At 65.9% G+C, this 24,735-nt stretch carries 31 protein-coding genes and 2 pseudogenes; 19 read left to right on the forward strand and 14 right to left on the reverse strand.

What is annotated here, in order from left to right; all coding sequences use genetic code 11:
• Nucleotides 1-671: L,D-transpeptidase family protein (locus ACQ4MM_RS06130; protein WP_431476557.1), on the forward strand; the 671-nt coding region annotated here is incomplete at its 5' end.
• A 21-nt stretch (nucleotides 672-692) separates the two neighbouring features.
• Here the strand turns inward: ACQ4MM_RS06130 and ACQ4MM_RS06135 are convergent.
• Nucleotides 693-1,040, reverse strand: a complete 348-nt coding sequence (locus tag ACQ4MM_RS06135; protein ID WP_431476558.1) for a hypothetical protein — start codon at nucleotides 1,038-1,040, stop codon at nucleotides 693-695.
• 67 nt (nucleotides 1,041-1,107) lie between these two features.
• On the opposite strand from ACQ4MM_RS06135, the gene ACQ4MM_RS06140 reads away from it, so the two are divergent.
• Nucleotides 1,108-1,230 carry a hypothetical protein gene (locus ACQ4MM_RS06140; protein WP_431476559.1) on the forward strand — a complete coding sequence of 41 codons (123 nt, stop codon included), beginning with the start codon at nucleotides 1,108-1,110 and terminating at the stop codon, nucleotides 1,228-1,230.
• 85 nt (nucleotides 1,231-1,315) lie between these two features.
• On the opposite strand, the pseudogene ACQ4MM_RS06145 reads toward ACQ4MM_RS06140, so the two are convergent.
• Nucleotides 1,316-2,797, reverse strand: a pseudogene (locus ACQ4MM_RS06145) (AMP nucleosidase).
• Between the two features lie 76 nt (nucleotides 2,798-2,873).
• Between ACQ4MM_RS06145 and ACQ4MM_RS06150 the strand changes: the two are divergent.
• Nucleotides 2,874-3,263 (forward strand): hypothetical protein, encoded by a 390-nt coding sequence (locus ACQ4MM_RS06150; protein WP_431476560.1) that lies wholly within the window; start codon nucleotides 2,874-2,876, stop codon nucleotides 3,261-3,263.
• 194 nt (nucleotides 3,264-3,457) lie between these two features.
• On the opposite strand, the gene ACQ4MM_RS06155 is transcribed toward ACQ4MM_RS06150, so the two are convergent.
• From ACQ4MM_RS06155 to ACQ4MM_RS06185, 7 genes and pseudogenes are all read right to left on the reverse strand, one after another.
• Nucleotides 3,458-4,165 carry an NAD(P)H-dependent oxidoreductase gene (locus tag ACQ4MM_RS06155; protein WP_431476638.1) on the reverse strand — a complete coding sequence of 236 codons (708 nt, stop codon included), beginning with the start codon at nucleotides 4,163-4,165 and terminating at the stop codon, nucleotides 3,458-3,460.
• Nucleotides 4,166-4,234: 69 nt separating this feature from the next.
• Nucleotides 4,235-5,731, reverse strand: a pseudogene (locus ACQ4MM_RS06160) (thymidine phosphorylase family protein); the annotation flags it as partial.
• 61 nt (nucleotides 5,732-5,792) lie between these two features.
• Complete coding sequence (locus tag ACQ4MM_RS06165; protein ID WP_431476642.1) at nucleotides 5,793-6,329, reverse strand: hypothetical protein; 537 nt, start codon at nucleotides 6,327-6,329, stop codon at nucleotides 5,793-5,795.
• A gap of 280 nt (nucleotides 6,330-6,609) precedes the next feature.
• A complete protein-coding gene (locus ACQ4MM_RS06170; protein ID WP_431476561.1) occupies nucleotides 6,610-6,768 on the reverse strand; it encodes a S8 family serine peptidase in 159 nt (52 codons plus the stop codon).
• A gap of 401 nt (nucleotides 6,769-7,169) precedes the next feature.
• Entirely contained in the window at nucleotides 7,170-7,304 is a 135-nt protein-coding gene (locus ACQ4MM_RS06175) for a S8 family serine peptidase (RefSeq protein ID WP_431476562.1), read from the reverse strand.
• A gap of 208 nt (nucleotides 7,305-7,512) precedes the next feature.
• The gene (locus ACQ4MM_RS06180) at nucleotides 7,513-7,749 is read right to left on the reverse strand and encodes a hypothetical protein (RefSeq protein WP_431476563.1); all 237 of its coding nucleotides are present in this window, start codon (nucleotides 7,747-7,749) and stop codon (nucleotides 7,513-7,515) included.
• Nucleotides 7,750-7,836: 87 nt separating this feature from the next.
• A complete protein-coding gene (locus ACQ4MM_RS06185; protein ID WP_431476564.1) occupies nucleotides 7,837-8,934 on the reverse strand; it encodes a zf-HC2 domain-containing protein in 1,098 nt (365 codons plus the stop codon).
• Between the two features lie 200 nt (nucleotides 8,935-9,134).
• Here ACQ4MM_RS06185 and ACQ4MM_RS06190 point away from each other — a divergent pair, with 200 nt between their 5' ends.
• From ACQ4MM_RS06190 to ACQ4MM_RS06255, 14 genes are all read left to right on the forward strand, one after another.
• Nucleotides 9,135-9,584 carry a CPBP family glutamic-type intramembrane protease gene (locus ACQ4MM_RS06190; protein WP_431476565.1) on the forward strand — a complete coding sequence of 150 codons (450 nt, stop codon included), beginning with the start codon at nucleotides 9,135-9,137 and terminating at the stop codon, nucleotides 9,582-9,584.
• A complete protein-coding gene (locus tag ACQ4MM_RS06195) occupies nucleotides 9,527-9,997 on the forward strand; it encodes a c-type cytochrome (RefSeq protein WP_431476566.1) in 471 nt (156 codons plus the stop codon). Before ACQ4MM_RS06190 ends, ACQ4MM_RS06195 begins: the two co-directional genes overlap by 58 nt.
• A complete protein-coding gene (locus ACQ4MM_RS06200) occupies nucleotides 9,967-10,488 on the forward strand; it encodes a choice-of-anchor D domain-containing protein (protein WP_431476567.1) in 522 nt (173 codons plus the stop codon). The genes ACQ4MM_RS06195 and ACQ4MM_RS06200 overlap by 31 nt, the downstream gene beginning before the upstream one ends.
• Before the next feature lie 296 nt (nucleotides 10,489-10,784).
• Nucleotides 10,785-11,699: a choice-of-anchor D domain-containing protein gene (locus ACQ4MM_RS06205; protein ID WP_431476568.1), complete on the forward strand. Its 915-nt coding sequence runs from the start codon at nucleotides 10,785-10,787 to the stop codon at nucleotides 11,697-11,699.
• A 47-nt stretch (nucleotides 11,700-11,746) separates the two neighbouring features.
• Complete coding sequence (locus tag ACQ4MM_RS06210; protein WP_431476569.1) at nucleotides 11,747-12,094, forward strand: TlpA family protein disulfide reductase; 348 nt, start codon at nucleotides 11,747-11,749, stop codon at nucleotides 12,092-12,094.
• Entirely contained in the window at nucleotides 12,015-12,308 is a 294-nt protein-coding gene (locus ACQ4MM_RS06215; protein WP_431476570.1) for a DUF4266 domain-containing protein, read from the forward strand. Before ACQ4MM_RS06210 ends, ACQ4MM_RS06215 begins: the two co-directional genes overlap by 80 nt.
• Nucleotides 12,309-12,319: 11 nt before the next feature.
• Complete coding sequence (locus ACQ4MM_RS06220) at nucleotides 12,320-12,856, forward strand: DUF3570 domain-containing protein (RefSeq protein WP_431476571.1); 537 nt, start codon at nucleotides 12,320-12,322, stop codon at nucleotides 12,854-12,856.
• Nucleotides 12,853-13,308 (forward strand): DUF3570 domain-containing protein, encoded by a 456-nt coding sequence (locus ACQ4MM_RS06225; protein ID WP_431476572.1) that lies wholly within the window; start codon nucleotides 12,853-12,855, stop codon nucleotides 13,306-13,308. The genes ACQ4MM_RS06220 and ACQ4MM_RS06225 overlap by 4 nt, the downstream gene beginning before the upstream one ends.
• Nucleotides 13,236-13,463, forward strand: a complete 228-nt coding sequence (locus tag ACQ4MM_RS06230; protein WP_431476573.1) for a DUF3570 domain-containing protein — start codon at nucleotides 13,236-13,238, stop codon at nucleotides 13,461-13,463. Before ACQ4MM_RS06225 ends, ACQ4MM_RS06230 begins: the two co-directional genes overlap by 73 nt.
• Before the next feature lie 111 nt (nucleotides 13,464-13,574).
• Nucleotides 13,575-14,348 (forward strand): FAD:protein FMN transferase, encoded by a 774-nt coding sequence (locus ACQ4MM_RS06235; RefSeq protein WP_431476574.1) that lies wholly within the window; start codon nucleotides 13,575-13,577, stop codon nucleotides 14,346-14,348.
• Between the two features lie 2 nt (nucleotides 14,349-14,350).
• Nucleotides 14,351-14,683, forward strand: coding sequence for a protein-disulfide reductase DsbD domain-containing protein (locus tag ACQ4MM_RS06240; RefSeq protein WP_431476575.1), 333 nt, complete (start codon nucleotides 14,351-14,353; stop codon nucleotides 14,681-14,683).
• Nucleotides 14,566-16,155, forward strand: coding sequence for a protein-disulfide reductase DsbD (gene dsbD / locus ACQ4MM_RS06245; protein ID WP_431476576.1), 1,590 nt, complete (start codon nucleotides 14,566-14,568; stop codon nucleotides 16,153-16,155). Before ACQ4MM_RS06240 ends, dsbD begins: the two co-directional genes overlap by 118 nt.
• Nucleotides 16,152-16,679: a carbonic anhydrase gene (locus ACQ4MM_RS06250; protein WP_431476577.1), complete on the forward strand. Its 528-nt coding sequence runs from the start codon at nucleotides 16,152-16,154 to the stop codon at nucleotides 16,677-16,679. The genes dsbD and ACQ4MM_RS06250 overlap by 4 nt, the downstream gene beginning before the upstream one ends.
• Complete coding sequence (locus ACQ4MM_RS06255; protein WP_431476578.1) at nucleotides 16,616-16,897, forward strand: carbonic anhydrase family protein; 282 nt, start codon at nucleotides 16,616-16,618, stop codon at nucleotides 16,895-16,897. Before ACQ4MM_RS06250 ends, ACQ4MM_RS06255 begins: the two co-directional genes overlap by 64 nt.
• A 3-nt stretch (nucleotides 16,898-16,900) precedes the next feature.
• Here ACQ4MM_RS06255 and ACQ4MM_RS06260 read toward each other — a convergent pair whose 3' ends face one another.
• The gene (locus tag ACQ4MM_RS06260) at nucleotides 16,901-17,923 is read right to left on the reverse strand and encodes a diguanylate cyclase domain-containing protein (protein WP_431476579.1); all 1,023 of its coding nucleotides are present in this window, start codon (nucleotides 17,921-17,923) and stop codon (nucleotides 16,901-16,903) included.
• Nucleotides 17,924-17,931: 8 nt separating this feature from the next.
• A complete protein-coding gene (locus ACQ4MM_RS06265; protein WP_431476580.1) occupies nucleotides 17,932-19,296 on the reverse strand; it encodes an MBL fold metallo-hydrolase RNA specificity domain-containing protein in 1,365 nt (454 codons plus the stop codon).
• Nucleotides 19,297-19,444: 148 nt separating this feature from the next.
• Between ACQ4MM_RS06265 and ACQ4MM_RS06270 the strand changes: the two genes are divergently transcribed.
• Together ACQ4MM_RS06270 and ACQ4MM_RS06275 are read left to right on the forward strand one after the other, a co-directional pair.
• The gene (locus tag ACQ4MM_RS06270; protein ID WP_431476581.1) at nucleotides 19,445-20,791 is read left to right on the forward strand and encodes an amino acid permease; all 1,347 of its coding nucleotides are present in this window, start codon (nucleotides 19,445-19,447) and stop codon (nucleotides 20,789-20,791) included.
• On the forward strand, nucleotides 20,791-21,618 hold the full coding sequence (locus ACQ4MM_RS06275) for a hypothetical protein (protein WP_431476582.1): 828 nt from the start codon (nucleotides 20,791-20,793) through the stop codon (nucleotides 21,616-21,618). The genes ACQ4MM_RS06270 and ACQ4MM_RS06275 overlap by 1 nt, the downstream gene beginning before the upstream one ends.
• Nucleotides 21,619-21,697: 79 nt before the next feature.
• Here ACQ4MM_RS06275 and ACQ4MM_RS06280 read toward each other — a convergent pair whose 3' ends face one another.
• The 3 genes from ACQ4MM_RS06280 to ACQ4MM_RS06290 are packed head-to-tail and all read right to left on the reverse strand — an operon-like array spanning nucleotide 21,698 to nucleotide 24,653.
• Complete coding sequence (locus tag ACQ4MM_RS06280; RefSeq protein WP_431476583.1) at nucleotides 21,698-22,258, reverse strand: hypothetical protein; 561 nt, start codon at nucleotides 22,256-22,258, stop codon at nucleotides 21,698-21,700.
• Nucleotides 22,255-23,628, reverse strand: a complete 1,374-nt coding sequence (locus ACQ4MM_RS06285; RefSeq protein ID WP_431476584.1) for a peptidylprolyl isomerase — start codon at nucleotides 23,626-23,628, stop codon at nucleotides 22,255-22,257. The genes ACQ4MM_RS06280 and ACQ4MM_RS06285 overlap by 4 nt, the downstream gene beginning before the upstream one ends.
• Nucleotides 23,628-24,653, reverse strand: coding sequence for a phospholipase (locus ACQ4MM_RS06290; protein ID WP_431476585.1), 1,026 nt, complete (start codon nucleotides 24,651-24,653; stop codon nucleotides 23,628-23,630). The genes ACQ4MM_RS06285 and ACQ4MM_RS06290 overlap by 1 nt, the downstream gene beginning before the upstream one ends.
• Nucleotides 24,654-24,735 lie beyond the last annotated feature (82 nt).

Here is a 24,735-nt window from a genome sequence, read left to right on the forward strand (position 1 = left end):
GTGAAGGCGACCAGAAAACCCCGCTTGGCGTGTACTACATTACCGGCCGCGTCGCCGGCGCCAAGCTGCCGGACTTTTACGGCGCCAGCGCGCTGCGCATCAACTATCCGAACGAGTGGGACCGCCTGAATGGACGCAGCGGCGGCGGCATCTTCCTGCATGGCACGCCGGCCGACAACTACAGCCGCCCGCCCCTGGCGTCCGACGGATGCGTGGTGCTGACCAATGACGACTTGCGCAAGCTGGAAGGCACGGTGGATATCGGCAAGACCCCGGTGGTGATCGCCGACCACCAGGAATTCATCAGCAAGGCCAAGTGGGAAAACGAACGCTTCACCGCCAATCGCCTGGTCGAGTCGTGGCGCGCGGACCTGGTCAGCGCCGACAGCAAGCGGCTGCTGAAAAACTATTCGGGCAAGTTCAAATCGGCCAATGGTGAAGACCTGAAGACCTGGTACGAGAAAGACATGCGCCCGCTGGCCAGCGTGAATGGACTCAGCGTGTCGCTCAGCGAAGTGACCATCTTCCGCTACCCGAGCCGCGACGACATGCTGGTCAGCACATTCACCCTTGAATCGAAGATCGGCAAGAGCCGCTCCACCCAACGCAAGCGCCAATACTGGGCGCGCGAAGGCAGCGAGTGGAAGATCATTTTCGAAAGCATGATCTGAAGATCCCCCTGCCGCACGCAGCTATCGAGTTGCGCCGTGCTGGCGGCTATCGCCATTGCCATCCTCCTGCTCCGGCAAGTGCCGTTGGCGGGCCTGCTGCAGGCAGGCTTGCCATGGTGGCAGCAAGGCCTGGCAGGCATCGCCTTGGGCCTGGCTGCCGGCGGCATGTCGGCCCTGACCACGCTGCGCAAGCCCGATTCCGAAGCGGTGCAGCGCACGGCGGCCAGCTACGCGCGGCTCGACCTCAGTGGCTGGAATCCATTCTGGATATCGCTTGCGGCCGGCATCTCGGAAGAATTGCTGTTCCGCGCCGCGCTGCAGCCGCTGGTGGGCATCTGGGGCGCCAGCCTGCTGTTCCTGCTGGTGCACACTCGGCGCCTACGACTTCCGCCGCTTCGACCGCGCCGCCCTGTGGCAAGCCGGCGGCGTATTCGGCATGAGCGTGCTGTTCGGCCTGGGGTTCGACTACGTCGGCTTGCCGGCCGTGATGATCGCCCACACCATCGTCGACATCATCGGCCTTTACCTGGTACGCCACCTGGCCGAGCGCAAAGCCTGAATGTCCACTTCGGGGTCAGGAACGATTGTGGACATTTTCTGGAATGAAAATGTCCACTTTTTGTTCCTGACCCCAAGGTGGGACATTACTGGAAGGCGACCTCGGCGAAGCTGCGCAGCTTGCGGCTGTGCAGCTTGTCCGAGCCGAGGCCGCGCAGCAGTTCCAGCGCGCGGATGCCGATGCGCAGGTGCTGGTCGACCCGGTCGCGGTAGAACTGGTTGGCCATGCCGGGCAGCTTGATCTCGCCGTGCAGCGGCTTGTCGCTGGACGCATAGCAAAGTGCCGTACGGGACGCGGAAGCGGAAGCCGTTTGGCAGCGATGGTGGGCGCTTTCCATATCCAGGGCCACGGCGCGGCTCTGGCTGAAAACGGCGCTCCGGGGTACGCTGCGGCAGCAGCTCCCCAGTTGCGGTTATCGGTGCTGGCCACCGGTGCCGGTGCGCAGCACGCGCTTCAGGTCATGCCCGCCCAGTTGCGTGACTTCGGCCACCGCCGATTCGATCGCCACCTGCACTTCGGCCAGCGCCGGAATCGGCACCCCATAGCGGCAGGTCCCTCATCCAGCACATGGTCTTCGCGCACGTAGCCGTGGGCCAGCACGTAGTCGCCCAGTTGCTGCGTGTTGCGCAAGCCGGCGCAGTGGCCCAGCATCAGCCAGGCATGCGGGCGCAGCACCAGCGATATGGTCGGTGGGCCGTCTTGGCATTGGCCGGGCCGACGCCGATGTTCACCATGCTGATGGCCGGCTGCCATCGGCGCGCACCAGGTTGGTAGCCAGGCATCTGCGGCAGGCGTGGCGGTGCGGCGCCCAGGTCGTCGCCGGGCTGCATGGCGTGGCCGACCCGGCGCGTAACCGATATTGCCCGGTTCGACGAAGGGCTACGTAACCGTCGTTGTCCGGGCTGGCCATCAGCTCATGGCCAAGGCGCACGAATTCGTCGATGTAGAACTGGTAGTTCGTGAACATCACGAAGTTCTGGAAGTGTTCGGGTGAGGTGCCGGTTGTAGTGGCGCAGGCGCTGCAGCGAATAATCGACGCGCGGTGCGGTAAACAGCGACAGCGGCTGCGCTTCGCCCCGGCGCTGCTTCGAAAGTGCCGTTGGCAATGCCGTCGTCCATGGCAGCCAGGTTGGGCAGGTCGAATACATCGCGCATCAGCATGCGGCGCTCGGCGCTCAGGCTGCCCTCGATATGATCGTGCTCGGCGAAGGAGAAGTGGATCGGGATCGGCTGCGAGCTCAGCCCCACTTCGAGCTGCATCTGCTGCTGGCCATGGTTTGTCAGCAGCAGGCGGAATTGTTCGGTGTAATAACCCTCGAACAGGTCGGGGCCGCGTCAACGTGGTCTCGAAGGCGCCGGGGGCCGGCGACAAAAGCCGTACGACAGGCGCGAATCGGCGCGCGCAACGGTCTCGGTCTGCACCCGCACGTACGGGTAGCAGGCGCGCACGACGCTCGGCCGGCGTCTCGCCTTCGACAAAGCGCTGCAGCGATTCGCGCAGGAAGCGGATACTGTCATCGTAAATTGCCCGGACCTGGGCCAGTGCTGCGGAAGGATCGTCAAACATGCGGGGGTGCTACGTGGGGGACGGCTGAACATCGTGCTACTCCTTTCTGCGGGCTTGCTCCTATTATAATGGCTGCATGTGGCAGAAATATTTCATCGGGATGATTGCGGCAGGAAGCACGGCAAGCGCGCTGGCGCAAGCGCCGTTGACCGTGGCCTGGCGCGATAAACCACCCTACTATTACCTGGATGAGAACAAGGTCGCGAAAGGCTTCATGCTGGATCGCGCCAGGCAGGTATTTGCCGCAGCCGGCGTGCCTGCCGTATTCGTCAATGAGCCGCAAAAGCGCATCTGGGCCAACTTCAGCCACGGCACGCCGAATTACTGTTCCATCAGCTGGTACCTGCGCCTGCCCGAGCGCGAAGCAGTGGCGCAGTTTTCGGTTCCCGCTGCATGCGGACTTGCCGCATGCCGTGCTGGCCAGTGCCGGCCGTGGCGGCCCGCGTCAGGTCGCACCCGGACCTGAAGGCCCTGCTATCCGACAAGTCGCTGACGCTGGGCGTGATCGATGGCGTTTCCTATGGGCCGGAACTTGACGCCCGGATTGCCGCCAGCCAAGAACAAACATCATGCGCCGCACGGTGGAAAACCGCGTCCATGTTCCGCATGGTTGCCTTTGGCCGCGGCCGATTACCTGTTCGTCGACCGCGAAGACTGGAATTACCTGCGCCTTAAATTCCCGGAACTGCAAGCGCTGGTGCTGATCGATTTCGCCGACATGCCGCCGGGCTTGAAACGCCACATCGTCTGCAGCCGCGACGTGCCGGCTGAGGACGATGGAACGCCTGAACCGCGCGATCCAGGCCCGCAACGACACGCCGCGCCGCTAGCTTCAGATCCCCCTTGGCGCCCAGCACCCTGCATGCGTTGGCGCCACGCTGCCACCGCCAAGGCATCCATCTTGCCCGCGCCGCCGACCAGGGTCTTTCGCACCGGGGGCAATGCCGGACGAAGTTCAGGATATTGCGCTCCAGCGATTTCAGGCTGTGCGCGCAGAAGTACCAGCGATAGAACAGCGCCCGGCATCCCCATCGTCACTACCACGCGTGCGCTGCGGCCGGCCAGCAAACCGGCATGCAAGGGGTTCTTCGCCTCGCGCGACAGCGCGAAACCCGGTCGCGCCACCTGCTCCAGGAAGCCTTTCAGGCATGCCGGCATGTCGCCCAGCCAGAGAGGATAGAAGATGACGATATGCTGGGCATCGGCGATGGCGCGCTGCACCGGCGCCAGCGCCGGCGGCACCGCTCCCCTCCTCCCATTCATGGGCATTGGCCAGCAAAGGAAATTCCAGCGCCGCAGGCGTGACGACCTGCGCCTGGTGGCCTGCGGCGCGCGCGGCGGCGTCGACATAGGCCTCGGCCAGCGCATGGCACAAGTGCCCGCCCGCGGGATCGGGATGGCCCCTGGATCACCAGAATCCTGCTCATTGCGTCTTCCCACCGTGACAAGGTTACTCTGGGCCTCGGCGTATTCCAGCGCGTAGGCCAGCTCGCCTGGCGTGTCCGCATGAATCGACAGGATAGGCTGACCGACTGCGAGCTTGCTGCCCAGCGGCGCGAAGAAGCGCACGCCGGCCGCTGCGGCACGCGGGGCACCGGCCAGCTTGGCAAGCGTCGCCAGCTTGCGGTTGTCGATGCCGACCACGCGGCCCCGCATGGCGCGCTTCCAGCACCTGGGTGCAGGCCGCAACCGGTGGCTGGCGCAGGCCGCCCTGTGCTGCGCAGATGGCCTGGAACTTCGACCATGCGGCGCCTGAGTCCAGGGTCTGTGCGGCGAGCGCCATGCCCTCGCCGGGTTGCCGCGCGGGCCGCCCAGTTCCAGCACTCCGGCGGCCAGCGCCAGCGCGCGCTGGCGCAAGTCCTGCGGCGCGCCGGGCGCGCCTTGCAGCACCGCCAGCACGTCCATTGCTTCCAGCGCCGGCCCGATGCCGACGCCTACCGGCTGGCTGCCGTCGCTCAGGACGCACCCTGACCGCCATCCCCCAGCGCCTGGCCGGCACCCTCCAGGCGCGCAGCCAGTTGGCGCGCGGCCAGCTCGGAGCGCACCTTGGCGGTGCGTCCGACGGGAATGTCGATCAGCACATGGCTGGCGCCGGCCGCCAGCTTCTTCGACAGCACCGAGGCCACCAGCAAGCCATCGCTATCGAGTTCCAGCGGGCGCTCGACGCGAATCAGCACATCGTCCGCCGGGCTCAGGGTCACGCTGCCGCCCCCACACGATGCAGCCGCCCTTCCTGCTGCACCACGCGGCGCATGGCATCGATGCCGATCGCCACCGGCGCCAGGGTTTCCATGGTATCGGCCGTGCCGGCGGGCGAAGTGATGGCGCGCGAGGAAGTCTTGGGCATGGTCATGCCGCAGGCGGCAACGATCGGCACCACCAGCAGCGTGGTGCGGTTGCCCGGCAGGCCGCCGACGCAGTGCTTGTCCACCACCACTTGCGATGGCCAGTGCATGCTTTGGCCGACGGCGGCCATGGCGCGCGTCAAGGCGATGGTCTCAGCCAGGTCGAGGCGGTTGCCGGAGCAGGCTGTGATGAAGCTGGAGAGGTGGATGTCCGGATAGCGGCCGCCGGCGATATCGGCAACGATCGCCTGCGCCGCCGCGTCGTCCAGCGGCCGGCCGTGAATCTTGCCCGCGTACCGCAGCGAAGGACGCCAGTGGCGCCGGGTGGCGCACGCTGATTGCCACGCCCGGCACCGCAGCCAGCGCTTCCCAGGCCGCCTCGGACAGGCCGATATCCTGTTCGTCCAGCAGGTCGCCATCGACCACGTTCAGCGTGGCGGCGACGGTTTGCGCGCCGCATTGCAGCTCAATGCGCGATTGCGCTTCAAAGCCTTCGGCAAGGCATACCTTGCAATCGCGCCGCATATAGGGCAACCGGCTGCTGGTAAGTGTCGATGCCAAGCCGCCTGGCACGTAGTGCATATCCCATGATCACTCCTTTCGCCCAGCCTAAGCGATCGCCCCGGCACCGGGAATGACCTGGATCAAGTTCAGAAGCTGCGCGCCAGACCGAGCACCAGTTTGCCGTGCAGCTTGCTGGACGCTGAGCCGGCGGAGCTGCCGTAGCCCGGGCTGGAGGCTTGCCTGCGCAAGCGCGCCGCATCCAGGGAAAGCTGCAATTGCCAGCCATCGAGGCCTGTCGCGATGCCGAAGCGCCCTTCGGCGCGGTTGGTGGCCGCATTGCCGGGCGCAGCCAGGTAGCCGCCGCGCCAGAAGTAGCGCCAGCCGGCCGCCAGGGCTGCCCCGCCGTTCACTTCAGCATACACCGTGCGCTCACGAAAGCCGAGATAGTCGGGCGAGTAATGCAGGCGCGCCGAGTAGTTTTCGAAGGGACAGGCCGACGAAAACCTCGCGAAAATTCCAGTCCCGGCGCGCCATGGAAGGCATACGCCGAAAGGCCGGTTTCCCCAGGACAAGCCGGACTGCAGGCGCGCGGCATAACCGGCGTAACCCAGCCACTGCGCATTCCGGTGCGATTTGCGGCGCCAACTGGCCGCTGACCAGCTGGCCGCCGGCAAACCAGCCATGGGCGCCATCGACATCGAGCGAAAGCCGCGCCGCCGGCTTGCCGGAGCTGAGGGAGATGCCGCGGTACATATAGTCCGATACCATGCCGGCGCTGCCGCTCACCTGTGCCTGCGCCGCTCGCTGCAAAGATGCAGGCCAGCCCGGTCAGGGCGAACGTGCCAGGCTGTCGGAGGAAGGGTTGGGGCATGCGCAGGAACATTTACCGGTAATGGCGCATGATGGTGGCGCAAAGATCTATCCCCGTCAACGGTGCGGGGGCCGCTGCTGCGTACGATGCCTTCATGCAGGCCGCTGCGCGCTTAGCTGCGGCTTGATTTCGCCGATCAGGGCCAGCATGCCGCTCACATGCGCGGCGGCGTAGGACGAGCCGGAAACCATGCCCCAGCGCGCCGCCGGGCATGGTGGGTCGGGATGTCGCGTCCCGGTGCCAGCAGGCATTGGGCGCCATGGCGCGCCGCATCGTCGGCGGCGACGGCGAATACGCCGGGGCTGTTGGCCGGGAAACCGCCGTCGCTGCGGGACGGGTCGCTTGCCCCCGACCACCCCGGATACCGCGCGCCTGCGCCACCCCGACCAGCTGCTGCAGCAGGCGGTCCGGCGGAACCGGACAGGCTAAGGTTGATGACTTGCGCATTGTGCAGCAAGGCGTAGTTGAGCGCCTTGGCCAGCGTGAAGCTGTTGCAGTGCGTGCCGCGGTCCCGTTTGCCAGCAGGCGCGCAAGGCCATCAGGCGCGCTTTCCGGCGCAATGCCGGCGATTGCCGATGCCGTTATCGGCGCGCGCGGCAATGACGCCGGCGACCGCCCGTGCCGTGTTCTTCGGCCACGTAGGTTTGTCCCGTCAACGAAGTTTTCCCTGCACCGTCACCTGTCCTGCCAGGTCAGGGTGGGTGGTTTCGATACCGCTGTCGATCACGGCCACCAGCACCTTGCGGCCGGTGGCGGACTTGCGCACCTGCTCCAGCTGCCAGGGCACCGCTGCCGGCTGCACCCGGTACAGCGGGTCGCCGGACGGGCCCGATGCCCCGGCGCCTCCTTGTGCGGTGAAGTCCTGGATCGCCCTGCGCCCAGGCGACGCGGCTGTCGCGGGACAGTGCGGCCAGCACCGCAGCCGGATCCTGTCCGGCGGCCAGGCGCATGCGGTAAGCAGTCCACGTTCAGCGCCGGCATCGCCCAGTCTTCCATCATCTGCAAGCCGTGCTCACGCGCCAGTGGCGGCAGCGATGCGCTGGCGCGCCTGCCGGCCGGGCGTCATCGCGATAGCTTGCGCCGCTGTAGCCGTCCGCCCGGAAATGCGGCGCAGGCAGGTGCAGCATGACCAGGATCTCGTGGGAAGGGGCAGCGGGCGGCGCAGCTTGCGCGCACGACACTCCGGCCAGCGCGAACAGCAAGCACAGCGTCATTGCGGCCCAACGGATCACTGCTTGCCCTCCGCTGCCAGCGCTTCGGCCAATGCAACTGCGGGATCGGCGCGCAGTGCCGCCAGCACGGCGGAGCGCCGCCCCGCGTCAACATCCAGCAGCCAGGCGCCGCTGGCAGTCGGCCCCCCGACCAGCTGCGCGCCGGAGGTTTTCAGGAGGCGCTGCACGTCCTGCACGCCGGCATCCGGCTTGAACACCACCAGCACATCGGGCGTCGCAGCAGGGGCGCTGCCGAGCGCTTGGTACTCGGGAGGAGCAGCGGCCGGCAGCATCCTGGCGGCCAGCACGACGATCACCAGCGCCTGCGCCGCAATGGCCCAGCCTTTCCAGGTCGCCAGGGCCGCGCAACCAGTCCAGCATGGCCGCGCCGAAGCGGGACGGCTTGGCCACAGCGAGCGGCGCCTCGCCGAGCCGCGCCATCAGGCGCGCCAGCGCGCGTTCCTGGTCCAGTGCGGCCGGCAACGGTGCTGCCGTTTCGATCAGGCGGCGCTGCCAGGCCAGTTCGGCGCGGCACCCGGGACAGTCGCGCAGATGTCGCTGCACGCGCTCAGCCTCGCTGTCGGCCAGCGAGCCGGCGGCATACCAGGGCAGCAGTGCCTGCATGTCCTGGTGCTCCGCAACGTTCGATGGGTCTTGCATGTTCATCTCAATTCTTCCAAATGGTCGGACAACATGTCCTTCAAGCGCAGGCGAGCATGGAACATGCGCGTCTTCACGGTATTTACCGGGCAGCCCATGGTTTCCGCGATCTCCTGGTAGGCCATGCCGTGGTAATAAGGTCAGTGCCACGACGGCGCGCTGTTCCAGCGGCAAGGCGTCCAGCGCGCGGCCCGACGCCGCGCTGCAACTGCAGCGCAGCCAGCGCGTGCTCAGGCTCGTGCCCATTCTTCGCCGGCGACATCGGGCGGCTCTTCCTGCGGCTCGTCGAGGCCGCGCAGAGCCTTCAGGGCCATGGCGGTAGGCGATGCCGAAGATCCAGGTCGAGACTTTGCTGCTGCCCGTCGTAGCTGGCCCGCCCTTCTGCCACACCACCAGCATGGTGTCGTTGACGACCTCCTCCAGCAGCGGCACGTTGCGCGTCATGCGGTCCAGGAAACGGGCCAGGCGCGGGAAATAGGCGCGATACAGGGCCTGGAAGGCCAGGCGGTCGCCGCCCGCCCACCAGCCGCACCAGTTCACCTTCATCCGCGTCCCCTGTCACTCCCGCCCCTCCTGCCAAAACGCATGCACTTTTCCCCTGCTTTTCTCCTGTTTACGCCGGTGAATACACAGCCGGCGCAAAAAGGTTCAAAGAATCTTCAAAAATATTTCGCCACCCGATTTTGAAACCATTTTTGCGTGCGCAGGTATTGACCGTAACAACATTGACAGAATGTCCAGCACCTGTGTTCGCTACTACTGCCGTCTGCGGCCCCGCCCTGCTCTCGCCCGACCTGGCTGCCGTGCTGCGCCTGCTGCTGCTGGCGCCCTTGCTGGAGGAATGGGTGGTGCGCGCCGGGTTGCATGCCTGGCTGCTTGGCCACGCGCCAGCGGCACGGTGGCAGTGCTTGCCAGTGCCGCGGGCCTTCAGCGCGCTGCACCTGGGTTCCGGCGCGCCGGCGGCGGCGCTGGTGTTCGGCCCGGGACTGGCGTTAGGCCCTGGCCCTACCAGCGCTGGCGCGACTGGCGCCTGTGTGCCTTGCTGCACAGTGCATGCAATGCCTGGGCCCTGTCGATGTGTGCCTGAACAACTCACCAACCACGGGAGCAGCAATGAAAACATCAGCGACTTTGGGCTTTGCTGGCATTCGGCCTGGCGCAGGCTGCGCATTTCGCGCAGGCTGCCGATGCCCTGAACGGCAAAAGCCTTTACCTGAACGGTCCCACGTCCGGCGGCACCACCTGCGCCGCCTGCCACAGCGCATCGCCAGCGAATAACGTCAGCAACATCCTGGCCGCAGCCAACAACCCGTCAGTGATCAGCGCCGCATTTGCCGCCAACAAAGGCGGCATGGGCGCCCTCTACAACGGCAAATTCAGCTCGGCGGAGATCGCCGACCTGGCAGCCTTCATCGGCAACCCGAACGTGACCGCGGCTCCGGCTGCATCGGTGGCGCCGGCCAGCTTGTCGTTTGGCGGCGCCACCGTGGGCCAGGATAGCGGCGCGCTGGCCACCACGCCTTTCCAACACCGGCTCGGCGGCGTTGAACATCGGCAGCATCGCGCTTGGCGGCAGCCATGGCGGCGACTTCCGGCTGTCCGGCGGTAGCTGCGCGCCGGGTTCGGCCCTGGCAGCTGGTGCCCACTTGTACTGTGCAGCTGCTATTCCACCCGAGCGCAAGTGGCGCCCGCAGCGCTGCGCTGACCATCAACCACAACGCGACCGGCGGCTCCAGCAGCGTCGCCCTGTCCGGCACCGGCAACGCCGTGCCGCAAGCCACGTTGTCGCTGTCGGCCAGCGCGCTTGATTTTGCTGCGCTGCTGATCAACGCGCCGTCCCAGCGCACGCTGACGCTGACCAATAGCGGCCAGGCCGCCTTGACCCTTCTCTGCGATAGCGGTCAGCGGCGCCCAGGCCGGCTACTTCACGCTGGGCGGAACCTGCGCGGACCCGGAACACCGCTGGCAGCCGGCGCCAACTGCACCGTGGTAGTGCAGGCCTTTCCCACTTCGGCAGGCGGGTTTGCGGCCAGCCTGAATCTCGCATCGAACGCCAGCAATGCGAACGTTGTTGGTCGCGATTGCAGGCAATGCGGCTAGCCCTGCGCCGGCCATCAGCGCCACTCCCGGCGCTGTCGCTTTCGGCCTGTGGACCATTGTGTGCGGCACCGCTCGCGCAGCAAGTCACGCTGAAACAACAGCGGCAATGTGGCGCTGGCGTTCAGCAGCATTGCCGTCAGCGGCGCGCCAGGCATCTCGGGCGCGAATGGCGGCAGTTGCGGCAGCAGCCTGGCCGTTGGCGCCAGCTGCACGGTGGCGCTGGCGTTCGCACCGGCGGCGCCAGGCGACGTGGCGGGAACTCTACTTGGTGCGCTCCAACGCGGCCGAACCTGTCGGTGGCAGTCACCGGCTCCGGCACCACTTCGCCCGTGGCGCGTCCCGCGCTCAGCAGCGGCGGGCCAGTGGCCTTCGCCGATACCCAGGTCGGCCAGCAATCGCCGGTACAGCGCAATACGCTGTCCAATAGCGGCACCGGCGCCTTGAAGATCGCTTCGCTGGTTCTTGGCGGCAGCAATCCCGCCGACTTTGCACTGGCTGGCACTTGTGCTGCCGACACGACGCTGAGCCCCGGTGCAAGCTGCGCGATTGACGCTGCCTTCAAACCGACAGCAGCCGGCGCGCGCAATGCCGACATGCTGCTGGTGACCGATGGCGGCGCCCAGTTCACCGTGCGGCTGAATGGCAATGCCAGCGCTGTACCGGCGCCGATGCCCACGCTTAGCCTGACACCGCAAGCTTTCGACTTCGGCAGCACTGCCGCAGGCGGCGCCGGCCTGGTCAAGCGCTTCACCTTGTCGAACACCGGCTCCGCCGCACTGGTGCTGAACAGCGTCAGCTTCAGCGGCCCGTTCGCCGTGGCAAGCAGCGAAGCCAATGCCTGCGCCGCCTTCCCGCTGACATTGCAAGCCGGCGCTTCCTGCGAGCTGCCGGTGCGCTTTGCCCCGCCGGCAGCCGGCAGCGCAAGCGGCACCGCCACCTTGCAGGCAAGCGGCGCAAGCTGGCAGGCCGCCCTCAGTGGCCAGGGTTCGACCGACGCAAGGCCCGCCGGCGCGACGCAAAACCATGGCGGCGGCGGTTGCTCGTCGATCAACGGCGGCAACGACCCGATGCTTGCCGTGCTGGCGGTGCTGGCCGCCGCGGTGCTGCTGTGGCGCCGTCGCCAGGCGCGCGTGCTGGCCGCCGCCGCATTCATGGTGGCCGGCCAGGCCATGGCGCTGGAACCAGGGCAGGCCGCGCCCGCCTTTCGCTGAGCGGCCCAAGCGGAACCGTCAAGCTGGAACAGTACCAGGGCAAGCTGGTGTATATCGACTTCTGGGCGTCGTGGTGCGGCCCTTGCCGCCAATCCTTCCCATGGATGAACGAGATGCAGGCCCGCTACGGCGGCCAAGGCCTGCAGGTGGTCGGCATCAACGTCGATGCCAGGACCGACGACGCACGCAAATTCCTGAGCGCGACGCCAGCCAGCTTCGTGATCGCCTTCGACCCGAACGGCTCCGCGCCGCGCAACTACGGCGTGAAAGGCATGCCCAGCAGCGTGCTGATCGGGCCCGACGGGAAAGTGCTGTATGAACACAGCGGCTTCCGCCCCGCCGACCGCACCGTGCTGGAAGCGCGTATCAAGACGGCGCTGGGAGTACGGCAATGAGCGCGCGCCTGCTTGCGATTTGCGCGGTGCTGGCCGGCCTGTCCGGCTGCGCACTGAAACCGGTGCAGCCTTGGGACAAAGGCGAACTGGCGCGCAGCGACATGCTGATGCAGGGCGACGGCTGGAGACGCGCTTCAATGAACATATTTACACCAGCAAGGAAGCGGCGTCCGGCGGCAGCGCCGTGGGCGGCGGCGGATGCGGCTGCAACTGACAAGGATCACCATGGATAACAAACCACACAACGGCGTGCCGCTCGGCCAGGCCTTGCTGGCGGCGGCCATGCTGCTGCCGGGGATCGGCACCGTGCACGCCGAGACGCCGCCGGAACGGGGCAGCATCGGCGTGAAATACTTGTATTACAAGGAGGACCAGCCGGGCCTGGACCGGGTCCGCGTGCATGCGCCGGCGCTGTCGGTGCTGGCGCCGATCGCCGGGGAATGGTCGGTGGCTGCCAGCGCCACGGTGGATGACGTGTCGGGTGCTTCGCCGCGCTATCACACGGCAGTCTCCGGCGCTTCGCGCATGGACGACTTGCGCAAGGCGGGCGACGTCACCGTCACGCGCTACCTGCCGCGCGGCACCGTCAGCGTGTCGGCCGCCTATTCGACCGAGCATGACTATGTGTCGCGCGCGCTGTCGCTGCAGGCATCCCTTGCCAGCGAGGACAAGAACACCACCTGGAACTTCGGACTTGGCGGATCGGATGACAGCATCAATCCGGTCACCGTGCGGTGCTGGATGCGGGGCGGCAGACCGTGAGCCTGCTGGCTGGCGTAACGCGGGTACTGACGCCGGTCGACATCGCCCAGTTCACGCTGACCCACACCCAGGGACATGGTTATTACTCCGACCCGTACAAGCTGGCCGACCAGCGGCCCGATACGCGGCGGCAGGACACCGCCCTGCTGCAGTGGAACCACCGCTTCGTCGCGCAGGGTGCCAGCAGCAGGCTGATTTACCGCTATTACCGCGACAGTTACGGCATCAGCGCCCATACGCTTGGTGCGGAATGGGTGCAGGGCCTGGGCGATGGCTGGACTGTCACGCCTGCCGCGCGGCTGTACACCCAGCGTGCTGCCGATTTCTATTCGATCCGGTGTATGACAGCCAGCTGGGCGCGCCCTTCCCGCCCGGTTACGTGTTCGCCAGTGCGCAAGCCAGTTCCGCCGACCAGCGCCTGTCAGGTTTCGGCGCGGTCACGCTGGGCGTGAAGCTGGCGAAGCAGCTCAACCGGGACTGGGCTGTCGACTTCAAGGTCGAACGCTACGAGCAGCGCGGCGCATGGCGCCTGTTTGGCAGCGGCAGCCCGGGGCTGGCGTCCATGCGCGCGCTCAGCCTGCAAATCGGAGTGACACGGCAGTGGTAAGCCCGGTCTTCACGGTCGACTTCCAGGCGATGGCCAGCCGCTGCGAGATCCGGCTGGCTGCCGCATCTGGCGCCGAAGCCCGGGCACTGGCCCGAGCCCGCGCTGCGGGAAGTGCGGCGGATCGAAGCCAAATACTCGCGCTATCGCGCCGACAGTATCGTGAGCCGCATCAATGCGGCGGCCGGCGCGTGCGCGGTCGCCTGCGATGAAGAGACCCTGGCGCTGCTGGAGTATGCAGACGCTGTGTATCGCAGCAGCGGCGGGCGTTTCGACATCACCTCCGGCGTGCTGCGCAAGGTGTGGGACTTCCGCATAGGTAGCGTGCCTTCAGCGCAAGCGTTGGAGCGGTGGTTGCCGCTGGTCGGCTGGCAGCAGGTGCAGCGCGACGGCGCCAGCGTGATGCTTGCCCAGGCTGGCATGGAGCTCGATTTCGGCGGGTTCGGCAAGGAGTATGCGGTTGACCGCGCAGCGGAGCTCCTCGCTTTGCAGGGCGTGCGGCATGGTTATGTGAACCTGGGGGGCGACATGCGTTTCCTGGGCCCGCGGCCGGATGGGGAGGAGTGGAACATCGGGATCCAGCATCCGCGCGATACCCAGGCCACGCTTGCCAGCGTACCGCTTAGCCGGGGTGCGCTGGCAACCAGTGGCGACTATGAGCGTTTTTTTGAGGCGGATGGGCGGCGCTATTGCCACATCCTCGATCCGCGCAATGGCATGCCGGTGTCGTATTGGCGTTCGGTGAGCGTGGTGGCCCCGATGGCCATCGCAGCCGGCAGTTGCAGCACCACGGCCATGTTGCTGGAGCGGGATGGACTGGATTTCCTGGAGCAGTCTGGCTTTTCCTTCCTGGCGATCGACCAGGATGGGCGAATTTTTCGGAGATGAATATGAAGTTCCTGATTCAATGGCTGGCGGCGGTGCTGTTGGCTTCCGCCCTGGGCGGGACAGCCCTGGCGGACGATTTCCTGGCGCCGGAGCGGGCATTTGGCCTGCGCGCGGAGTTGCGTACCGATGGCCAGCTCGCGCTGCACTGGACCATCGCGCAGGAGTACCATCTGTATCGCGATCGCATCACCGTGCGCAGCGATGGGCGGTACTGCCGGTGTTGCTGCCGGCGGGCAAGCGCAAGTACGACGAGAATTTTGGTAAGGAGATGGAGACTTATGCGGATGCATTGGCCTTGCAGCTGCCTTGGCAGGGACGGACAGGCGGCACGTTGACTGTCGGATATCAGGGGTGCGCGGACGCGGGACTGTGCTACCCACCGGTTGAACGCCGCTACCGTATCGATCCGGCGCGGCCGGGCACGCTGACAGAGCTTCCCATGGCGGCGGCAAGCGACGTGGCGGAAGACGACACTTCCCTGGCACAGCGTACGCTGCAAAGCGGCAGCGCGTGGCGGATCGGCGTGGCGTTCCTGGCGTTCGGCTTGCTGCTGTCGTTCACGCCTTGCGTACTGCCGATGGTGCCGATCCTGTCCTCCATCATCGTCGGCCAGGCGCAGGTGACGCGCAAGCGCGGGCTGTTGCTTGCCGCCGCGTACAGCCTGGGCATGGCGCTGGTCTACACCTCGCTTGGCGTCGCCGCAGGCCTGGCGGGTGAAGGCCTGGCCGGCGCGCTGCAAAAGCCGTGGGTCCTGCTCACCTTCGGCGCGCTGCTGGTCGCCCTGGCACTGTCGATGTTCGACGTCTACCAGCTGCAGCTGCCAAGCGCACTGCAAACGCGCCTCAGCAACGCCAGCGGCAATTTATCCGGCGGCCGCCTGGCCGCTGTGTTTGCCATGGGCGCGGTGTCGGCACTGATTGTCGGGCCGTGTGTCGCGGGTCCACTGGCCGGCGCCCTGCTGTACATCAGCCAGACCGGCAACGCCCTGATCGGCGCCGGCGCCCTGTTTGCGATGGCCTGCGGCATGAGCGTGCCGCTGTTGCTGACGGGCCTTTCCGCCGGCAGCCTGCTGCCGCGCGCCGGCGCCTGGATGAACCATGTAAAGAAAGTCTTCGGTCTCCTGCTGATCGCCGTCGCCATCTGGATGGTCAACCCGGTGCTGCCGGTGACCGTCAGCATGGCACTGTGGGGCGCTTTCGCCATCCTGTGCGCAGCCTTCCTGCGCGTGGGCGAAGCCGTCCCGCAAGGTGCCGGCGCAGGCCCCTACGCGGCGAAAGCGCTCGGCTTGCTGATGCTGCTCGGCGGCCTGTTCGAACTGGTCGGCGCCGCCAGCTCGGGGCGCGATGTCCTGCAACCGCTGGCCCACCTGCGCGGCGCCGGGAACGGTGCTACTATTGCCGCCGCAGGTGCGGGCCAGGCACATGATGCCGAACCCCGCTTCACCCGCGTACGCAATGTCGCCGACCTTGACCAGGTACTGGCCAGTGCGAAGAAACCCGTCATGCTGGACTTCTACGCCGATTGGTGCGTCTCATGCAAGGAGATGGAACGCCTTACCTTCACCGACACCCGCGTGCAAGCCGCCATGCAGGACATGCACCTGCTGCAGGCCGATGTCACGGCCAACAGCGAAGAAGACCGCGCCCTGATGAAGCGCTTCAGCCTTTTTGGCCCGCCCGGCATCGTCATGTTCGACGCCGCCGGCAAGGAAGTCCCTCAAGCGCGAATAATCGGCTACCAGCCACCCGAAAAATTCCTGCGCCGCCTGGAACTGGCGGCCAACAACCCTGAAAGGACCAATCAGTGAAACGAACCCTCTCCTTCCTGCTCTGCGCTGCCCTGTTGCCTGCGGCCGCCTTCGCCGAAAACGCGCCGGCGCATTGGAGCTATGATGGCGCCACCGGCCCGCAGAACTGGGCCAAGCTGGAACAGGACTTCAGCACCTGCAAGCTGGGGCATAACCAGTCGCCGATCGACATCCGCAAGACCAGCAAGGCCAAGCTGCCGCCGCTGGAATTCGCCTACAGCCCGTCGCCGCTGAAGATCCTCGACAACGGCCACACCATCCAGGTGAACTACGCGGCAGGCAGCGGCGTCACCATCGACGGCAAGCGCTACGACCTGCTGCAATTCCACTTCCACAAGCCAAGCGAAGAAAAGATCAATGGCCGCAGCTACCCAATGGTGGCGCACCTGGTGCACAAGAACGCGGAAGGCAAGCTGGCCGTGGTAGCGGTGCTGTTCCGCAAGGCGCCGAGAACCCGCTGGTGCAGACCCTGTGGGACGCCCTGCCGAAGGAAAAAGGCGCGGCCCAGGAAGTGGCCGGAGTGAACATCGATATCGGCAAGCTGCTGCCGGCGGCCCAAGGCTATTACAACTTCGCAGGTTCGCTGACCACTCCACCATGCAGCGAGGAGGTCAACTGGTTCGTCCTGAAAACGCCGGTGGAAATGTCGGATGCGCAGTTGAAGCGCTTTGCCCATGTCTACAAGCATAACGCCCGTCCGATCCAACCGTTGAACGGCCGTACCGTGCAGGAAAGCCTGTAAGGATCAACAGCGGGCCTGCGCCCGCTTGCAGCGATCGCGCCCCTGCCGTTTGGCGGCATACATGGCCGCGTCGCTGCGCCGCAGCAGGTCTTCCGCCAGTTGAGCGTCATGGGGAAATACCGCCAGCCCGATGCTGGCCGATACCAGGGCCGGCTGCTCATCCGGCATCCGCACCGGAGCCCGCACTGCCGCCAGGGCGCGCTCAAGGATTTCCTCCGCCTCGCCGACATCGTTCAGGCCCGCCAGCAGCAGCACGAATTCGTCCCCGCCCAGGCGCGCCACGGTATCGTTGGCCCGCACCACCTGCAGCAAGCGTCCCGCCACTTCCACCAGCACGGCATCGCCGGCCTCGTGCCCGAAGGTGTCGTTGACGTTCTTGAAGCCATCCAGGTCCATCACGCACACCGCAACCAGCTTTTCGGTGCGCGCGGCAAAAGCCAGCGCCTGTTGCAGGCGGTCTTCCATCAGGCGCCGGTTCGGCAGGCGCGTAAGCGGGTCCATGAAGGCCATCTTTTCGATCTCCTCCTGGCGCGTGCATTCGTCCGTGATGTCGGTGAACAGGCCGAAATAGTGCTGCACCTTGCCATGTTCATCGCGCACCGCGCTCAGGGTAAGGTGGGCCGCGAACAGGCTGCCGTCGGAACGCTTGTCCCACACCTTGCCCTGCCACTGGCCGGTGCCCAGCAAGCCTTGCCACATCGCCTTGTAGAAGTCCGGGTCCTGCCTTCCGGACTGCATGATGCGCGGATGCTGGCCCACCAGTTCGTGACGCGCATAGCCGCTCATCGCGGCAAAGGCGCGGTTGGCTTCGACGATGCGCATGTCGCGGCTCACCACCAGGATGCCTTCCGACGTCGCATCGAATACCTTGGCCACCAGATGCTCGCGCGCAGCGGCGCTGCGCATGCGCTGGCGCAGCAAGCGGGAAATGCTTGTCACATGGCGAAACATCGACCATGCAGTGAGCCCTGCGGCGAGCAAGGCGCCGCACATTGCGGCAAGCGAGACTTCCAGCAAGGCCGCCATGGCATCCCCTATTCGAGCACCACCTCTTCCAGATAATCCGGCACCCGGCACGGCCATTGAAGCTGTTCCGAAATGCGAAGCCGCAGCGCATCGGCCGCCGCCGGTTCGCCATGCGTGACAAACACCTGCCGAGGAGTGGCCGAGGAATGCGACAGCCAGCCCAGGATTTCGTCCGCGTCGGCGTGGGCCGACAGGTTGCCGATCATCTCGACACGCGCCCGCACCGGGTAATACTCGCCGTGGATCTTGACCGAAGTTTCACCTGCCAGCATACGGGCCCCGCGCGTGCCCGCCGCCTGGAAGCCGGCAAACAGGATGGTATTGCGCGAATCGCCGGCAAAGGCTTTCAGGTGGTGCAGCACGCGGCCACCGGTGGCCATGCCGCTGGCGGCGATGATCACCATCGGCGTTCGGCGCCGGTTCAGCGCCATCGACTCTTCCACGCTGTTGACGATGTGCGCCACGTGGCCCAGGGCGTCGCAGCTGCGCTCGTCCAGGCGGTGCTGGCCCTGGTGCTTGATGTAGAGCCGCGTCGCGTCCACTGCCATCGGGCTATTCAGGTAGACCGGCAAGGCGGCCGGGATGGCGCCGGCCTGCTTGAGCTTCCAGATCTCATACAGCAGCTCCTGCGCCCGGCCCACTGCAAACGATGGGATCACCGTCACGCCGCCGCGCGCTGCGGTCTTGCTGATGACTTCCGCCAGCTTGCCGCTCGGGTCGGATGCATCATGGCGGCGATCGCCGTAAGTCGACTCCACCACCAGGTAATCGCATTTGCCGAGCACGGTCGGCGGGCGCATGATCGGATCGTTCGGCCGCCCCAGGTCGCCGGAAAACATCACGGTGCGGCCGCCGCAGCGCAACGAAACCGAAGCGGCGCCCAGGATATGCCCCGCCAGCTGGAAGCGCGCCACCATGCCCGGTGCGGGTGAGAACTCATGGCCGACCGGCACCACTTCCAGGTGTTCCAGCGCGCGCAAGGCATCGGCTTCGGAATACAAAGGCAAGGCCGGCTTATGCTTGGAGAAGTTGTGGCGATTCGCGTACAGCGCCTCCTCCTCCAGCAAGCGGCCGCTGTCGGGCAGCAGGATATGGCACAAGTCGCGCGTCGCCTCCGTGCAATACACCTTGCCGCGGAATCCGGCACTGACCAGCACCGGCAGAAAGCCGCTGTGATCGAGGTGGGCGTGGGTCAGCACCACGCTGCTGATGGCCTCCGGCGGCACCGGAAAAGTCTCCCAGTTGCGCAGGCGAAGCTGCTTATAGCCCTGGAACAGGCCGCAATCGACCAGTACCTGTTCGTCGCCATGGCGCAACAGGTATTTCGAGCCGGTGACGGTGCCGGTGGCACCAAGAAATTTAAGTGTGAGCATATTTGCAGCATATCCAAAGCCAGGTACAAAATATTTGATTTAGGTCAAGGAGCGCTCTCCCTAAATGCGGCAGTGCGAAAAAGACATTGTTGCCTTGCGACGAGGTAGAATCAGGGCCTTTGATTATTTCGACACCAGGACGCCATACATGACAGAACTGAAACGGGGCCTGAAGAGCCGCCATATCCAGCTGATTGCGCTGGGCGGCGCCATCGGCACGGGCCTTTTCATGGGCATTGCGGACACCATCAAGCTGGCCGGGCCTTCGGTGCTGCTTGGCTACGCAGTGGCCGGCTTCATCGCCTTCCTCATCATGCGCCAGTTGGGCGAGATGGTGGTCGATGAACCGGTGGCCGGCTCCTTCAGCTATTTTGCCGACAAATACTGCGGCCATATGGCGGGCTTCATGTCGGGCTGGAACTACTGGGTGCTGTACGTGCTGGTCAGCATGGCCGAACTGACGGCGGTCGGCATTTACGTCCAATACTGGTGGCCCGGCATTCCGACCTGGGTCAGCGCCCTCGCCTTCTTCCTGATCATCAACGCCGTCAGCCTGGCCAATGTGCGCGCTTACGGCGAGATGGAGTTCTGGTTCGCCATCATCAAGGTGGTCGCGGTGGTGGGCATGATCGTGTACGGCGGCTACCTGCTGGTGTCCGGCAATGCCGGCCCGGAAGCGTCCGTGGCCAACCTGTGGCAGCACGGCGGCTTCTTCCCGAACGGCATGTCGGGACTGGTGATGGCGATGGCCGTCATCATGTTCTCCTACGGCGGCCTGGAACTGGTGGGCATCACCGCCGCGGAAGCGAGCAACCCGTCCGAAACCATTCCCAAAGCGACCAACCAGGCCATCTACCGTATCCTGATCTTCTATGTCGGCGCGCTGGGCGTGCTGCTGTCGCTCTACCCATGGCAGAAGGTGGTCACCGGCGGCAGCCCGTTCGTGATGATCTTCCACGCCTTGAACGCCAACTGGGTGGCGAACGTATTGAATGTCGTGGTACTCACCGCCGCACTGTCCGTCTATAACAGCGGCGTGTATTCCAACAGCCGCATGCTGTACGGCCTGGCCAAGCAAGGCAATGCGCCGCAAGCCCTGCTGGGCGTGAACAAGCGCGGCGTGCCGCTGGCAGCGCTGGGCGTGTCGGCCCTCGCCACCGGCATCTGCGTGGTACTGAACTACTTCATGCCGGGCAAAGTGTTCGGCTTCCTGATGGGGCTGGTTGTCTCCTCGCTGGTGATCAACTGGGGCATGATCAGCTGGATCCACCTGCGCTTCCGCGCCCGGAAAACAGCCGACGGCCTCGAGACCGGCTTCAAGAGCTGGGGCTACCCGCTCACCAACTACCTGTGCCTGGCATTCCTGGCGGGCATCCTGCTGATCATGTTCATGACCGAAAGCCTGCGCATGTCGGTATACCTGATCCCTGTATGGCTGCTGGTGCTGTTCATCGGCTACCGCTTCCGCGGCGTTCCCGACAAGGCAGCGGCGTAATGTCCAAGGTCGCACTCCTGACGATCCACGGCATGGGCGAGCAGCCGCTCGACTATGCCGACGATATGCGGCGCGCGCTGTCGCACCGCATGGGTGCAGCGTTTGCCAACGTCGATGTGCACAGCGTGTATTACCAGCACCTGCTCAAGCCCAATGAGCTGGACGTATGGAACCGCACGCGCGAACGCGCCACGGTGCGCTACGAGCAGCTGCGCAAATTCATCCTGTTCGGCTTTGCCGATGCAGCGGGACTGGAAAACCGCAAGGAATATGACAACTCGGTCTACGAGCAGGCGCAGATGGAGATCGCCCGCGCCCTGCTGGCAATCCTCGCCACCCGCGGACCGGACACGCCGATCGTGCTGCTGGCGCACTCGCTCGGTTGCCAGGTCATGTCCAGCTTTATCTACGATGCGCAGAAACGCGCCGGCGGCGGCCTGGTCTCCGCCGGCATCTGGAAGCCCGGCCGCATGGCGGACAGCCTGAGCGCCGAGCAGCGCAAGTTCCTGCAATGCGGCACGGTGCGCTCCTTCGTGACCACCGGCTGCAATATTCCGGTATTCGTCTCCGCCCACCAGCGCATGGACGTCAAGCCGATCATCAAGCCCAATCCCGGCTTCCGCTGGCTCAACCTGTACGACCCCGACGATGCACTGGGCTGGCCGCTGCAACCGCTGGAAGGCGGCTACGAAACGCTGGTCGAAGACCGCGTAGTCAACGCCGGCCAAGGTATCCTGGACTTCATGACCAAAAGCTGGAACCCGCTCTCCCACACCGCCTACTGGACCGATGACGAAGTCATCAAACCTTTAGCCAACCTGCTTTAAAGACAAAAGTCGGGGTCAGCTCCGGCAATCGGACATTTTGCTATGCAAAATGTCCGATTGCCGGAGCTGACCCCGACTTTCATTTTGCTGCTTCGGCGGCTTGCCGCTGTTGTTCGATGCGGCGGATTTTTTCGGCGACTTTGGCCAGTTCTTCGGGCGCGATGCCGGCTTCGCGGCCTTGTTCGAGGTCCGTTTGCAGGCGCGCCAGTTCGGGGGCTGCGGCCCGGGCGTAGGCGGCGAACAGCCGCTGTTTTTGCGCTTGCTGATGGGCTGCATAGGCTTGCGGGTCGGCCAGCACGCTGGCGTCGGGGTGCTCGGCCGGGGCGTCGTGCAGGATTGGCGGGCTGCGGGCGTCGCCGGTTTCGCGTGCCTGCGCCAGCGGGAGCCAGGCTGGCGTGCTTGTATCGACCGGCGGGATGGGGACGCGGCGCAGGCCGTCGCCTTCACCTCCATCGTTTGTCGCGGCGGCGGTGGCCTGCGGGGCGCTGGCAAGCGGCGGGGGCGGCGCGGCCGGCATGGGCGCTGCTCCGCTACGGCCTTGGCTGGCCGGCGTCGTGTCGCCAACGCTGGCGACGTACCATTGGCCGGCGACTGCGGCGAGCAGCGCGGCGATCACTGCACTACCTTGCCAGCGTTTCATTGGGCCTCTGCAATCTCAACATGCGCCGAGCGGCGCGCCTGTTCCATGATTTCGCCCAGCTGTTGCAGCGCTTTTTTGAGCGCGATCATGCGGCTGGCCTGGTAGCGCACCGTTTCCGATTGCAGCGGGTGGGCGCCGTGCACCTGTTCTTCTACCAGCACGATTTCCCAGAAGGCGGGTTCGGTCGGGCCGACCGGGGCGCGGATCGGGGCGGATGGCTTGCCGGGCTGCTGGCTGAAGGCCAGGCTGGCGAGCCAGTCCTTGCTGCCGTCGGCACCGATCCAGCCCAGGTCTCCGCCTTTTGCCGCGTCGGGCGCGCGCGACATCCTGCGTGCAGTGGCGGCGAAACTGGCGCCTCCCTGCAGGGTTTTCAGCACGCGCTGGGCCTGTGCTTCGTCCGCTACGCGGATGTGGCGCGCGCGGATTTTGTCAATGCGCGCGAACTGGTCCTTGTTTTGCTGGTAGTAGGCTTCGATTTCCTGTGGGCTCGCTTCGCTTGACAGGCGGTTCAGCAGCGGGCTGCCGGAGTCGGTGTCAAGGCCGATGCCGTACAAACGCTGCAGCGTCACCACGGCTTCGCCGTCGGCGATCGCCTTGCGCAGGTCGGCCACGGCGTCGGGACCGAAGCGCTGGAGCGCCCAGTGCAGCACGAAGGCGTTGGCGACGATGCGGCGGGCTTGCTGGGCGGCGACGTTCGCGGGCTGCTGCGACAATGCCAGGCGGCCCTGGACGTTCTGGCGGTGGTAAACGTCAAACAGGCTGATGCTCGTGGCTTCGCCGCCGGGAAGCTGGTAGCGCAGCACTTCGATGGCGCCGGCCTGCGCTTGCTGTTCTTTGGACAGGGCGATTTCCAGCTGCAGCGAACCGGGACGGCCGAAGATGGCGTCCAGTTGCTGCTGCGGCACTGCCGGCTGCACGGTGAGCAGGCTGTCCAGCGTGGCGCCGGGCAGCGCTTTGATGGCGGCGTCGAGGTCCTTGCCATGCACTTCGCGCAGAGTTGCCACCAGGCGTTCTTCCAGCATCACGTCGGGGGCGAAGGCTACCGTGACGCTGGCCCCTTCTTTTGGCGCTGGAACGTTGGCATGTGCCGCCAGCAGGCGAACCTGGATCAGCTCGTCCAGCGCAGTGCTCCGCTCGAGCGCGGGGGTGACGGCGCGGCGCTGCCGCCACAGCGTGTCCAGGGTGAAGGCGTAGAGCGGGGCGCCGTCGATGCGGGCGGCTACCGCCGCGCTGCTCGGCGCTGCGCCGGGCAGCGGCGCGGCGGGGCCCGCCACCGCGTTGGCGCCGGCGAGCGCTGCGGCGACGACTGCGGCAGCGGCGCGGACGATGGCAGCGCGGGCGGCGCGGTGGACGAGGTGGCGGGCGGCCATCAGTTGGCCAGGCGCTCGGCGGCGCGGTTCAGCACGTGGACCACCATGGCGATCGAGTGCGGAATCATCTTCTTGCCCACCACGACACGGTCGCCGTGCGCATTCGAAGACAGCACAATGCCGCCATTGGCATACGAGTAGGTGCCGCCCTGCGTCAGCAAAGGACGGATGTCGCTGCCGCCCGCCGACACCGGCGTGAAATCGGCCATGGCGGCAGTCACCAGCGCGGAGTCGTTCAGGCGCTCGCTGTCGTAGTAGTCGTACACCCACTGCTCCCAACCCGAGTGGTCGTGGGCCGAGGTGGTCCAGCTGTGGTGCGGTTGCAGCAGGTCGGTGGTGTGCAGCACGAAGCCCAGCGACTGCGCGGTCGGCTGCGCCAGGAATTGCGAGAACCAGTACTGGCCCAGGTTGTCGATCGGCTGGAATGGCGCGGCTTCGAAATCGGCATACATGGAAGGCGTGGAATAGCCGCCCAGGCGGTAGTGCGCTTCGGTGATGCCGTAGGCGTTGTATTTGCTGCCGTCGCCGAACCATCCCTTCAGGCCGCCTGCGCCGTCATCCAGGTAGTCGCCGTACAGCCAGCTCGCAGCCAGGTTGTCGATGTCGCCGGCTACGGCCATCTTGGCGTAGTTGTAGCCGCCGAAGGGATTGCCGTGCACGTCGCGGCCCGTGGTGTGGTTCTGGAAATGCCAGAAGGTTGTGTATTTGACGATGCTGGCCCCCGCGCCCCACACCGGCGCCATCTGGCAGTTGCCGGTAGTGGCGCCGCAGATATACGTGTCGGCGAAATCGTCGACGTCATACGCGCCCTGCCCCAGCGCAGCCGCAAACTGGTCCATCGTGTAGCCTGCGCGCGTGACGCCGGCCAGCAGCTTGTTGTAGTTGGTGCTTCCAGGATTGGCCTTCATGTAATTGACTGCGTCCAACACGATACGACGGTGCGTCTCTTGCTGCCATGCATGGGCCGGAAGGCTTACTGCGGATGCTGCCAGTGCGAGGCTGGCAGCGATGGTGCTCAGTTTCATCTGGTGTCTCCTGGTTGAAAGGAGTCCAGACGATAGCCTCAAATTATGACGGACAGATGAAAAAGTATTCTAAAAATATTAA

Origin of the sequence: Massilia eburnea (assembly GCF_050709955.1) — a bacterium.
Classification (GTDB): domain Bacteria; phylum Pseudomonadota; class Gammaproteobacteria; order Burkholderiales; family Burkholderiaceae_D; genus Rugamonas; species Rugamonas eburnea_A.